This is a genomic window from Kribbella turkmenica (genome assembly GCF_004348725.1).
Lineage (GTDB): Bacteria > Actinomycetota > Actinomycetes > Propionibacteriales > Kribbellaceae > Kribbella > Kribbella turkmenica.
The window spans coordinates 22,123-34,353 of record NZ_SMKR01000004.1; the positions used below are offsets into that span (position 1 = coordinate 22,123).

The following is a 12,231-nucleotide window of genomic DNA, read 5'->3' on the forward strand; positions in this document are numbered from 1 at the left end:
CGGTCACGCGAGATCCATGAAGTGCTCGAGACCGACGGTCAGGCCGGGAGCGCCGCCGATCCGGCGGACACCGAGCAGGACGCCGGCCATGAAGGAGACCCGGGCCATCGAGTCGTGCCGGATCGTCAGCGTCTCGCCGGTGTCGCCGAACAGCACCTCCTGGTGCGCGATCAGCCCCCGCAGCCGGACGCCGTGCACCCGGACGCCGTCGACATCCGCCCCGCGGGCACCGTCGAGGGCCGTGGTGGTGGCGTCCGGGATCGGCCCGGAGCCGGCCTCCCGGCGGGCGGCGGCGATCAGCTCCGCGGTCCGGCGGGCCGTCCCGGACGGTGCATCGACCTTGTCCGGGTGGTGCAACTCGATGATCTCGACCGACTCGTAGTACTTCGCGGCCTTCGCGGCGAACTGCATCATCAGGACGGCGCCGATGGAGAAGTTGGGCGCGATCAGCACGCCGGTCCCCGGATTCGCGGCCAGCAGGTCGCGCAGGGTCGCGAGCCGGTCGCCGTCGAACCCGGTGGTGCCGACGACCGCGTGCACGCCGTGCTCGATGCACCACGCGAGGTTGTCCATCACCACCTCGGGGCGGGTGAAGTCGACGACCACCTCGGCGCCGGCCGTGGTCAGCTCGTCGAGCTGGTCGCCCTGGTCGAGCCGCGCGACCAGCTCGCAGTCGTCGGCCTCCTCGACCGCGAGACACGTCTGAGCGCCCATCTTGCCCTTGGCTCCCAGCACACCGACCTTGATCATCCGCACCCTTTCGAGAGACTTCGACCGCCCAAGGATCTCATCACGGCGGACGGGGGCGATCAGGGCGTCGTGGTCGCCCGCTCGTCGCGCGGCACGTAGACCTGGAGCTGCATCGTCTGCCCCGGCGGCGCGAGCAGTTCGTAGTCGGCGGCGAAGTCGAGCGCGCACGCGTGCAGCGCGGCGATCTCCACCTCGGAGATCCGCCGGTTCAGCAGGATGACCGGCGGCCGCCCGGGACTCCACGGCTGGCCGGTCCGGCAGGCCTCCTCGATCCCCGACGCGGTCCGCTGCCGCTCCTTGGGGGCGACCCAGGCCTCGCCGACCGGCCGTCCCTGCAGCATCAGCACCAGGCCGGCCATCTTGTCGAACGCCAGGATCGGCCGCCCGGCCGGCCGCAGGTACGGCTCCAGCCGGCTCTGGAGCTCGGCGTAGTTCCGCGCGTCCTCGGGCCGCAGGTACAGCCCGCGCAGCGGCGCCGGCGTCGCCGGGGCGGTCAGTTGGGAGTGCTCGAACGAGCGGTAGGGGTACACGAAGGTGCCGCTGTACGCGATCGACGCGACCGCCGCCACCGACGCCATCGCGACCACACCCACCGTCAGCCGGGCGGCGACGGGCGCCGGCCGGACGCCGGTCACGACGGCGATCATGACCGCGGCCCAACTGGCGAAAGTGCCGAGCCCGATGACGAAGAGCGGGTTGTTCGTGCCGAAGGACACCACCATCGGCACGACGAGCAGCAGCGCGAGGACCACCCAGCCGCGAAGGTTCTCCCGGCCCAGCCGCGAGCCGGCCGTGACGCCGAGCCGACCGCCGATCAGGACGGCCGCCGCGACCGCGACGGCGACCAGTACGGCGGCCAGCAGCGTCGCCGGGTAGGAGTAGACATGGATCGATCCACCCACCGCCCCGTCGTCGACGACCACGTTGCGCACCGACAGGATCAATGCGACCAGCACGAGCACACCCGCCGCGATCTGCGCGCGACGGCCGCGGGCGATCACCGCCACCACGGCCGCGACGAGCAGCAGGCCGTGATCACGCAGCGTCCGTCCGAGCAGGTCGACCGCGGTCGTCCAGTAGATCCTCAGCAGGTCCGCGGGCGAATACGACGTACCCGCGATGAACTTGTTCACCGTCACGATCCCGGGGATCGCCTCGCCCAGCCGGACCACGAACAACTGGACGACGACCGTCGTCAGCACCAGCCCGGCGAGCGCGAATCCGATGCTTCGGGCAACGGCTCGCAGGCCCTGTGCGGCCGGCACGACCACGGCGGCGACCACGATCAGGCCGATCACCACCACCGAGCTCCACTTGGCCAGTACCATCGGGCCGATGAGCACGCCCGCCGCCGTCGGCAGCCAGAACGGCACCCGACGCCCGCGGTCCACCGCGGTCGCCATCGCCAGCACCAAGGCGACCAGCAGCAGCGCACCGAGCAGTACGACGTCGTTGTAGCCGGGTGACTGCGGCATCCAGGCGTAGAACATCCCGCCCGCGGCCAGGATCACCGCCGTCCCGGCCAGCTCCCAGAGTGTGGTCGGTGCGGCTCCCGGCCGGCGCCCGCGCAGCCAGCGCATGAAGCTGTAGCCGAAGAGCAGGTGGACGACGACGATCGTCAGCAACCGGAACAACCGCAACCTGACGATGTCCCGACCGAGCAACTCGAAGACAGGGCCGTAGACGTACTGCACTCCGGTCAGCGCGAGCGGGTTCTGGTCCCACCACCGGTAGGACAACAGGTAGTAGCCCTCGTCGGTGATGTCGAAGCCCTCGTTGGCGGCCCGCCCGGCCGTCAGCATCCACCACGCCGCGAGCGCGCCCGCCACCACGGTCACCACCAGAAGCACCACCGACCGACTACGCAGGGTGCTGCCTCCGCCCTCCGGTTCCACGGCCGACACCTTAGGGCATCAACTTACGGTCAGCTCGGTCAGCCGAGTTCCTTGCGGTAGCAGCGGGCGAACGGGTCGTCGACGTACTTCCCGTACGGCGGCGTCGGCCGGTAGCCGGCCGATTCGTAGAGGGCGACCGCCTCGGGCTGCCGGGTCCCGGTGGCGAGCCGGAGCGAGGTCGCGCCCCGGTGCCGGGCCACCGCCTCCACCGAGGTGACCAGCCGGCGCGCGATCCCGCGACCGCGGTGGGCCTCGTGCACGAACATGCGCTTGATCTCGCCCACCCCGTCGACGACCGGCATCAGGCCGATGCAGCCGACCACATCGCCGTCGGCGGCCGCGACCAGGTAGTCGGTCGCCCGGTCGACCGCATGGGTCGACGAGCTGTCCGGGTAGCGGCTGATCAGTTCCTTCAGCGCTAGGTCGAGCAACAGGACCAGGCCGAGGTCGTCGGAGCGGCGGGGTTCGATCAGCATCAAGCGGTGGCCGCCGGGGTGTAGGAGGTTTGGGCGTCCTCGGCGAAGTGGCAGGACACGGTCTGCCCGGACGGTATCAGCCGCAACACCGGCTCGTCCGTGCCGCACTTCGACTCTGCCCGGAGACACCGGGTGTGGAAGCGGCAGCCGGACGGCGGCATCACCGGCGACGGCGGGTCGCCGGCCAGCACGATCCGCTTGCGTCCCTGGCGGGCCAGGCCGGGCTCGGCCGACAGCAGCGCCTGGGTGTACGGGTGCGCGGGAACGTCGTACACCTGTTGGTGCTCCCCCAGCTCGGCGACCCGGCCGAGGTACATGACCGCGACCCGGTCGGACACGTGCCGGACGACGGACAGGTCGTGCGCGACGAAGATGATGCTCAGGCCCAGCTCTCGCTGCAGCCGCATCAGCAGGTTCACCACCTGCGCCTGCACGGAGAGGTCGAGCGCGGACACGGGCTCGTCGCACAGCAGCACGTCCGGGTTGAGGGCGATCGCCCGCGCGATCCCGATCCGCTGCCGCTGCCCGCCGGAGAACTGGTGCGGGAACTTCGTCTCGTCCTCGGCCCGCAGGCCGACGAGTTCGAGCAGCTCCCGCACCCGGTTCCGGATGTCCAGCCCCATGGAGACGTCCGGATGCACCTGGAGCGGCTCGGCCACGATCTCGCCGACCCGCATCCGCGGGTTCAGGCTGGAGTAGGGGTCCTGGAACACCACCTGGACGTTCCGCCGCCACCGGCGCAGCTCCCGGCTCCGCAGCGTGCTCACGTCGACCCCGCCGTACGAGATCTCGCCGGCGGTCGGCTTCTCCAGGGCGGCGAGCAGCCGGACCAGCGTCGACTTCCCGCAGCCGGACTCGCCGACGATGCCGAGCGACTCGCCCTTGCGCAGCGTCAGGTCGACGCCGTCGACGGCGCGGACCAGCGTCTTGGTGCCGAAACTGAACGCCGGGCTGATGTCGTAGTGCTTCACCAGGCCTCGGGCCACCAGCAGGTCGTCGGCCATCACACTGCCTCCTTCGCGGCGATCGACGGACGCCGGATGCACGCGGCGTCACGCCCTGGTGCGACCCTGAGCAACGGCGGCACCGCCGCCGCGCAGTCGTCGATCGCGATCGGGCACCGGGTGCGGAACGCGCAACCGGACGGGATCGCCCGCAACGACGGCGGCACGCCCGGAATCGTCGGCAGCTCCTGACCCTTGAGGTCCGCCGACGGCATCGAGCCGAGCAGACCCTCGGTGTACGGATGCACCGGATACTCCAGCGCCGCCGCGGTCGAGGCCCGCTCGACGACCTGACCGGCGTACATCACCACCACGTTGTCGGCGACGTCCGAGACCACGCCGAGGTCGTGCGTGATCAGCACGACACCCATGTCCCGCTCGGCCTGCAGTTCGGCGATCAGCTCCAGGATCTGCGCCTGCACGGTGACGTCCAGCGCGGTCGTCGGCTCGTCCGCGATCAGTACGTCGGGATCAAGCGCGAGCGCCATCGCGAGCATCACCCGCTGCCGCATGCCGCCGGAGAACTCGTGCGGGTAGTCGCGCACCCGCTTCGCCGCGGCCGGGATCCGCACCTGGTCGAGCATCTCCGCCGCCCGCCTGAGCGCGTCCTGCTTCGACAGCCCACGGTGCACCCGGTAGCACTCGGCGATCTGGGTGCCGACGGACTGCACCGGGTTCAGCGCCGACAGCGAGTCCTGGAACACCATCGTGATCCGGTCCCCGACGATCTTGCGGCGTTCCTTCACGGTCATCGCGATCAGGTCGGCGCCGCGGTACTGCGCCGTTCCGGAGACGATCCGGCCGGGCGGCATCTCCAGGATCCCGGTCAGCGCCTGGGTGGACACGCTCTTGCCCGAGCCGGACTCCCCCAGGATCGCCAGCGTCTCGCCGGCCCGGACCTGCCAGGACACTCCGTCCACGGCACGCACCGGCCCCTGCGGTGTGTCGAACTCGACGGTCAGGTCGTCGACCTTGAGCAGCACTTCGCCGTGTCTGGTCATCGGGCCTCCCGGTCTGGACTGAGGAGTGCAGGGAGCGAAGCGACCGGTCCGACGAGGGAAGACCGGGAGCCAAGGCCCGGTACCCCACCGAGCCGGAGGCGAGGAATGTGCACAGTCATCGCAGCAACTTCGGGTCGAGGGCGTCGCGGATCGAGTCGCCGATGATCATGAACGAGATCGTCATCGTCGAGATGAACAGCGCCGGCCAGATGAACAGGTGCGGGGTGTCCCGGTACGCCGCGGCGACGCCGAACTGCGATCCCCAGGAGATCGACGGCGGTTGCAGCCCGACCCCGAGGAACGTCAGCGCCGCCTCCAGGCCGACCATGCCGCCGATGCCGAGTGTGGTCATCGCCAGCAGTGGCGCCATCGCGTTCGGGAACACGTGCTTGCGCAGGATCCGGACCGGCGGCACCCCGATCGACCGGGCCGCGAGCACGTACTCCCGGTTCCGCACCGAGAACACCGTGGCCCGCATCAGCCGCATCCCGCCCGGCCAGCCGATCAGCAGGATGACCCCGACGATGATCCAGATGCTGCGGTTGGGCACGGAGTTCAGGATCACGATCAGCACCACGATGCCCGGCACGCTGAACAGCACGTCGGCCGTCCGCGAGATCAGCCCGTCGACGAACCCCGGGAAGTAGCCGGCCAGCAGGCCGAGCGACCCGGCCAGGACGAACACGCCGAAGCTCGCGCAGATGCTGACCAGCACCGACGGCCGGGCGCCGTGCACGACGTTCGCGAAGTAGTCGCAGCCCTGGATGTCGAAGCCGAACGGGTGCCCGGCACTGCGGCCCTGCCGGCTCCTGGTGAGCTCGCAGAACCGCGGGTCGACCGACGTGAACAGCTTCGGCACCGCCGCCATCGTGAAGAACAGCAGCAGCAACAGGCTGCAGGCGACGAACTGCGGTTTGCGCAGCAGGGCCCGCAGGAGCTCCCGGTTCGACAGCGTCCGGCCGTCGCCGAGCTCCTGCGCCTCCGCGCCGACGACCGCTTGCAGCTCAGACATTGCGCACCCTCGGGTCCAGGACGCCGTACAGGAGGTCGACCAGCAGGTTGATCAGGATGAACGAGATGAAAGCCAGCGTCGACAGCAGCACCACCACACCGCCCTCCTTCAGCTTGATCGCCTGGAACATGAACTGCCCCAGGCCGGGCAGGTTGAAGATGCTCTCGGTGATGATCGCCCCGCCGAACATGCCGGCCAGGTCGATCCCGACGAAGGTGACGATCGGGAGCAGCGCGTTCGGCAGAATGTGCCGCCACAGCACCCGCTGCTCCCCCAGCCCCTTGGCCCGCGCCGTCTTCACGAAGTCGGCGTTCACCGTCTCCACGATCGACGTCCGCATCAGCCGGGCCAGCCCGGCGAAGCCGAGGACGCCGATCACCAGCGCGGGCAGCAGGTACGACTTCGGGAAACCCTCGAGCACCCCGGACACCGGGAACCACTTCAGCTCGACGCCGAACACGTACTGCGCGGCGAAGTACGCCACCAGCCCGGGCACGGCCAGCAACACCAAGGTTGCCAGCAGCAACGACTTGTCGATCAGCCCGTTCCGCTTGAAGCCGGCGTAGATCCCGAAGAACAGGCCGAGCGTCCACTGGAACGCGTTCGCCAGCAGGGTCAGCTTCAGCGTCACCGGGATCCGCAGCGCGAGCTGGTCGCGGATGTCGGCGCCGGCGAACGTGGTCCCGAAGTTGCCGGTCAGGATGTCCTTCATGCTCAGCAGGTACTGGACGATGAACGGGTCGTCAAGGTGGAACTGGGCCCGCTTGGCCGCCAGCACGGCGGCCGGGATCGGCTTGTCACCGGCCAGTTCCCGCAGGGGGTCCCCGGGCATCGCGAACACGAGCGCGAAGACCCCCAGCGTGACGATCAGCCCGATCGGGATCGCCGTCAGGATCCGGCGGAGGACGAACCGGATCACTTGAACGTCGAGTACAGCGCCGACACCCCGGTGTACTTCGACACCCGCGGCTCGATCTTGGCCGAGTGCAGGTAGGCGTTCGACTTGGTGTACAGCGGGATCAGCGGCATGTCCTCGAGCGCGATGTCCTCGGCCTGCTGGTAGATCGCGATCGCCTTGTCCGAATCCGGCTCGGCGTCGCCCTTGGCCAGGACGGAGTCCAGCGCGGGGTTGTCGTAGCCGGAGAAGTTGGCGTCACCGTTGGACTTGAACATCGGGGTCAGGTAGTCCTCGATCGACGGGTAGTCGTGACCCCAGCCGCTGAACCGCAGACCGTCCAGCTTGCGGGTGTCGGCCAGCTCCGTGATCTCCGAGCCCTGCTTGCCGGTGTACTTCACCTCGAGGCCGAGGTTCTGCCGGAGCATGTTGCCGATCGCCTCGGCGAAGATCTGGCCGGTCGCCGACGTGGTGTTGTAGTTGATGTTCAGCGGACCGGAGAAACCACCGGACTCCTGCAGCAGTTGCTTGGCCTTGGCCGCGTCGAACTCGCAGTACTCGCAGGCGTCGTCGCGGTACCCGGCCATGTCCGGGGCGATCAGGCCCTTCGCCGGCTCGGCCAGGCCGACCAGGTCGGCGAACGCCTTCCGGTCGATCGCCATCGAGAACGCGTGCCGCAGCTTCGGGTTCTTGAACCGGGCGTCCCAGGCCGGGACGACCAGGTAGTTCGCACCGGAGCTGACGCTCGTCACCCACTGGTCGGGCGCGTCGGTCTTGAAGCTCTTCACCTTGGTCGACGGCACGTCGACGAAGTCCACGTTGCCGGCCAGGAACTCGTTGTACGCCGTGTCCGCGTTCGGGATGAACCGGTAGGTGATGGCGTCGGCCGCCGGCGGGTTCGGGCCCTTGTAACCGTCCCACCTCACCAGCTTGATGTCCTCACCGGCGTTCCAGGTGCCATCGAGCTTGAACGGCCCGTTGCCGATCGGCTTGCGCTTGTAGGCGTCCGGGTCCTTGCGCACCTCCTCCGGCAGCGGCGCCAGGCCGAGGTACTGCAGGGTCAGGCCGAACTGCGAGAACGGCACCTTGAGCTTGACCGAGAAGGTCAGGTCGTCGATCTGCTTCAGGCCGCTGAGCGTCTTCACCGCGGTCGGCTTCGGGGTGGCGCCGTCCGGGGTCTCCGGGTTCAGGGCGTCGTACCCCTCGACCTTGGAGAAGAAGCCGTTGTTCTTCCACGCGTTCGAACCCTGCGCGGTCATGTTCCAGCTGTCCACGTAGTCCTTCGCGGTCAGCGGCTGGCCGTTCTGGAAGGTGTTGCCGGCCTTGAGCTTGATCGTCCAGGTCTGGCTGCTCTTGTCCGGCGTGACCGAGTCGGCCAGCACGTTGACGGTCTTGCCGGTCTCCGGGTCCGTGGTCACCAGCGGGGCGAACATCGCCATCGCGACCTGGATCCCCGGACTGCCGTTCTCGTTCAGCGGGTTGATGTACTCCAGCGGGTCGGCGGCGATCGCGATGATCTCGCTCTTCACCCCGTTACCGGAGCCACTGCCGCTGGACTTGCCGTCACCACAGGAGGCGAGCACCAGCGACAAGCCGAGTGCCACCCCCACAACCCCAGTCAGACGTCGCACGGTCGAAACCAACTTCCTCGGCGGGAGGGCCGTTAGGCGGGCGGATCAAGCGTCATGGTTGCTGGTCGAAACTGCGCATGTCAACGTTGTCAGGCACAAAGCGGCGGCGCGTAACGCAGGCGTTACTTTTCCAAGACCTCAGATGACCCTCGGAAGGCTGGGCGCAGCCGCCTGCCATTGATCCGCTAACCTGCCCAAGTCATCAGACCTCACGTCAAGATTTAATCAAATCCCTTTGTGCGCACAAATGCACACTTGCCGGTAACTGCTAGTGCGGAGCCGAGTTCAGCGGGTGTTCGCCCTGAGTGGCGAACAGTCGGGCGAACCGCCCGTCGGGCTGCGAGATGAGGTCTTGGTAGGTTCCCCGCTGGACCACCGCGCCGTCGTCCATGACGTAGATGCCGTCCATTCCCACCAGCGTCGAGGCGCGGTGCGACACCACGATCGTGATCCGGGTGTGCCTGGTCCGGCGGAGCTCGGCGAAGACCGCCCGCTCGGCCTCGGCGTCGATCGCCGAGGTCGGCTCGTCCAGGATCCACACGCCGGCGTTGCGCAGGTGGATCCGGGCCAGGGCCACTCGCTGCCACTGTCCGCCGGAGATGCCGGTACCGCCCCACTGCTGGCCCAGTTGGGTGTCGAGCGGGAGATCCTTGGCGAAGGCGGCGGCCAGAGCGGTCCGCAGGTGCTCGTCCGGCACGTCCGTCGGCGACCCGAGGGCGACCGCGTCGCGAAGGGCGAACTCGAAACGCCCGAACTCCTGCACCAGCAGGCCGAAGTGCCCCAGCCGCTCGGTCTCGGTCAGTCCGCCGGCATCAGTGCCGTCGATCAGCACCCGGCCGCGATCCGGTGCCAGACTGCCCACCAGCAGGTTGATCGCCGTCGACTTGCCGGCCCCGTTGACACCGACCAACGCGATCATCTCTCCCCGTCGCGCCTCGATGCGGACGTCCCGCAGGGCCGGTGCGGCCGCGCCGGGGTACTGGAAACTCACGTTGTCCAAAGCAACAGACTGCACCGTCCGGACGATCGACTGCGGCGGTGCCGGCGGCACGCTCCGGACGAACCGCCGGTACATGGTGGCCTGCGGAGCCGCGGTGACGATCGTCCCGAACGCGTAGCCGCACTGGCGGATCGCGTTGAGTCCGGAGATGGTGCCGGCGATCGCCGCGGCTGCCGCCGCCCCGCCGGCGTCCTCGAGGACGAGCGCGACCAGCGCACCGCCGAACAGCACCGCCGTCAGCACCGCCGCGGCGACCTCGAGCGTCATCGCGGTCCGGATCATCCGGTCCAGGACCCAGGTCGCCTCGGCCCGGCGGTCCGCGATCAGTCCGGCCACCTTCGGCCCCGAGCCGAGGATCGCCAGCTCGGTGCCGGAGCGTTGCTGGATCAGCTGCTCGGTCGCGTACGCCGCCTTCCGGTCGTGCTCGGCCACCTGCGGCCAGCCCTTCGACTCGATCCGCGAGATCAGCGTGAACGCGAGCACCGTCGGCACCAACGCGGCCAGCACCAGCAGGCCGGACAGCGGGTTGAACGACCAGATCGCGGCGCACAGGACGGCGGATGTCGCGGCCGCGCCCAGCACCTGGACCGGCCTGCTGGCGATGTCGCTCATCGGGTGCGTCGCGGACTGACTGGCCTCCAGCTCGGTCACCACGTCCGGCATCGCCAGCCGGCTCGGACTGAGCCGGGCGGCCGCGTGGGCGAGCTCGACCCGGTAGTGCAGGCGCAGACGCAACATCATCCGCTGCGCGACCGTCGTCGTCACCTGGGCGAACGGGTACATCGCCCCGACGACGACCGTCAGGCCGAGCAGTGAGCCCCAGGCACCGGAGCCACCCTCGATCAGGTCTTCGATCAGCACGACCTGAGCGCCGGGCAGGCCGGCCTGGACCAGGACGAGCACGCAGTACAGCAACAGCCAGCCCGGGGTGATCCCGGCGGCGTCGGACAAGGACTCACGGGCGGTGCGGAACGCGGCAAGCACAGTGATCTTCCTTCGCGGAGACGGCAGGCCAGACCGCGCTGGGTCGACCCAGCGCGGTGCGGCACGTCGGCCGTCAAATGCATGACACCCCCGCGAAGGACACAGCCGTTCGGCGAGGAATCCAGGGGCAGATCACGTGGTGACGCGACACAACTCCGACGAGACTACACCGGGGAGATGTTCTGGTTCAGGTGGAAGAGGTTGCCGGGGTCGTACTTGCGTTTGAGGGTCTGCAGGCGGTCGTACGTCGTGGCGCCGTAGGCGGACCGGATGCGGTCGGGGCCCTCGTCGCTGAGGAAGTTGACGTAGGCGCCGACCTGGTGGGGTTCCATCGCGCGCCACGAGTCGCGGACCCAGTCGCGCTGGTGCTCGAAGCCGTCCCGGCCGACGGTGCAGCCGACGAAGTTGAAGGTGTGGCCGTGCGAGCGGCCGCCGAACGCCGTCGCGTCCTCGGGCACCCGGGCGATCGCGCCGCCGAGATGGAAGATCGGGTACGACGTCAGCGGTCCGTCGATCGCCAGACCACGCTCGGAGGCGATGTCGATCACGTCGTCGGTCAGTTCCGCGACGTCGCACGAGCGCATGTAGTACCACCGGCCGTGCGGGAAGCTCAGGTCGAACATCGCCTGCAGGTCGACGAAGGGCTTCGGCGCGCACAGGTCCAGCAGCGGCGGCGCGAACGCCTTGAGCGGTGCCAGCACGCGCTCGCCGTCCTCGATCGGCCCGGCGTAACAGGCCAGGACGACGACCACCCGGCGGCCGTGGAACTCGGCCGGGATCGTCGGCAGCGACGGGATCCACCGGTGGATCACCGCGGTGGTCAGCTCGTCCGGGACGTCGGTGACGAAGTCGCGGTAGAACCGCAGCAGGTCCGGCGACTGCTCCATCGGCCACATGATCGGGCCGGCGTACACGATCGGCCCGACCGGGTGCAGCCGGAACTCGAACTCGGTGACGATCCCGAAGTTCCCGCCGCCGCCCCGGATCCCCCAGAACAGGTCGGCGTTCACGTCCTCGCCGGCAGTCACCAGCTCACCCTCGGCGGTCACCAGGTCGACCGAGAGGAGGTTGTCGATGCTCAGCCCGTACTTCCGCATCAGCCAGCCGATCCCGCCGCCCAGGGTCAGCCCGGCCAGGCCGGTGTGGGTGACGATGCCGGCCGGCGTGGCGAGCCCGAACGCCTGGGTCTCGCGGTCGAGCTCCCCGAGCAGCACGCCCGCCTGCGCGCGGGCGGTCCGCCGGACCGGGTCGACCCGGATGCCCTTCAGCGGCGCCAGGTCGAGCAGGATGCCGCCGTCGCAGGTCGAGTGTCCTGGGAAGCTGTGCCCGCCGCCGCGGACCGCGACCGGCCCACCGGTACGGCGGGCGAACGCCAGCGCGGACCGGATGTCGGCGACTCCGGTGCAGCGCGCGATCAGTCCCGGCCGGCGGTCGACCGACCCGTTCCAGACTTTCCGGAGGTCGTCGTAGGCCGGGTCGCCTGGCCGGACCAGCTCCCCCCGGAAGTCCTCGAGTGCCTCAATCTCCGGAGTAATCGTGCTCATGACCCACTCCCCGCAGCCCTCCCCCAGGCCACCTGACAC

At 69.4% G+C, this 12,231-nt stretch carries 10 protein-coding genes; all 10 read right to left on the bottom strand.

From position 1 onward, the window contains the following. Nucleotides 1–3 precede the first annotated feature (3 nt). Nucleotides 4–750, bottom strand: a complete 747-nt coding sequence (gene dapB / locus E1218_RS01635) for a 4-hydroxy-tetrahydrodipicolinate reductase (RefSeq protein ID WP_132315442.1) — start codon at nt 748–750, stop codon at nt 4–6. A gap of 59 nt (nt 751–809) precedes the next feature. Next, a complete protein-coding gene (locus tag E1218_RS01640; protein WP_132315443.1) occupies nt 810–2,603 on the bottom strand; it encodes a hypothetical protein in 1,794 nt (597 codons plus the stop codon). An 80-nt stretch (nt 2,604–2,683) separates the two neighbouring features. Beyond that, on the bottom strand, nt 2,684–3,121 hold the full coding sequence (locus E1218_RS01645; RefSeq protein WP_132315445.1) for a GNAT family N-acetyltransferase: 438 nt from the start codon (nt 3,119–3,121) through the stop codon (nt 2,684–2,686). Then, nucleotides 3,121–4,125: an ABC transporter ATP-binding protein gene (locus tag E1218_RS01650; protein ID WP_132315447.1), complete on the bottom strand. Its 1,005-nt coding sequence runs from the start codon at nt 4,123–4,125 to the stop codon at nt 3,121–3,123. The genes E1218_RS01645 and E1218_RS01650 overlap by 1 nt, the downstream gene beginning before the upstream one ends. Then, nucleotides 4,125–5,126, bottom strand: coding sequence for an ABC transporter ATP-binding protein (locus E1218_RS01655; protein WP_132315449.1), 1,002 nt, complete (start codon nt 5,124–5,126; stop codon nt 4,125–4,127). The genes E1218_RS01650 and E1218_RS01655 overlap by 1 nt, the downstream gene beginning before the upstream one ends. 115 nt (nt 5,127–5,241) lie before the next feature. Further along, entirely contained in the window at nt 5,242–6,138 is an 897-nt protein-coding gene (locus E1218_RS01660) for an ABC transporter permease (RefSeq protein ID WP_132315451.1), read from the bottom strand. Next, nucleotides 6,131–7,057, bottom strand: coding sequence for an ABC transporter permease (locus tag E1218_RS01665; protein WP_132315453.1), 927 nt, complete (start codon nt 7,055–7,057; stop codon nt 6,131–6,133). The genes E1218_RS01660 and E1218_RS01665 overlap by 8 nt, the downstream gene beginning before the upstream one ends. Further along, a complete protein-coding gene (locus E1218_RS01670; RefSeq protein WP_233711931.1) occupies nt 7,054–8,637 on the bottom strand; it encodes a peptide ABC transporter substrate-binding protein in 1,584 nt (527 codons plus the stop codon). The genes E1218_RS01665 and E1218_RS01670 overlap by 4 nt, the downstream gene beginning before the upstream one ends. Before the next feature lie 295 nt (nt 8,638–8,932). Continuing rightward, nucleotides 8,933–10,648 (bottom strand): ATP-binding cassette domain-containing protein, encoded by a 1,716-nt coding sequence (locus tag E1218_RS01675; RefSeq protein WP_233711932.1) that lies wholly within the window; start codon nt 10,646–10,648, stop codon nt 8,933–8,935. 164 nt (nt 10,649–10,812) lie between these two features. Then, nucleotides 10,813–12,192 (bottom strand): FAD-binding oxidoreductase, encoded by a 1,380-nt coding sequence (locus tag E1218_RS01680; RefSeq protein WP_132315459.1) that lies wholly within the window; start codon nt 12,190–12,192, stop codon nt 10,813–10,815. Nucleotides 12,193–12,231: the final 39 nt, after the last annotated feature.

Coding starts and splice junctions, on each gene's coding strand:
- dapB (WP_132315442.1), bottom strand. CDS start 750: ATGATCAAGGTCGGTGTGCTGGGAGCCAAGGGCAAGATGGGCGCTCAG.
- E1218_RS01645 (WP_132315445.1), bottom strand. CDS start 3,121: ATGCTGATCGAACCCCGCCGCTCCGACGACCTCGGCCTGGTCCTGTTG.
- E1218_RS01650 (WP_132315447.1), bottom strand. CDS start 4,125: ATGGCCGACGACCTGCTGGTGGCCCGAGGCCTGGTGAAGCACTACGAC.
- E1218_RS01655 (WP_132315449.1), bottom strand. CDS start 5,126: ATGACCAGACACGGCGAAGTGCTGCTCAAGGTCGACGACCTGACCGTC.
- E1218_RS01660 (WP_132315451.1), bottom strand. CDS start 6,138: ATGTCTGAGCTGCAAGCGGTCGTCGGCGCGGAGGCGCAGGAGCTCGGC.
- E1218_RS01680 (WP_132315459.1), bottom strand. CDS start 12,192: ATGAGCACGATTACTCCGGAGATTGAGGCACTCGAGGACTTCCGGGGG.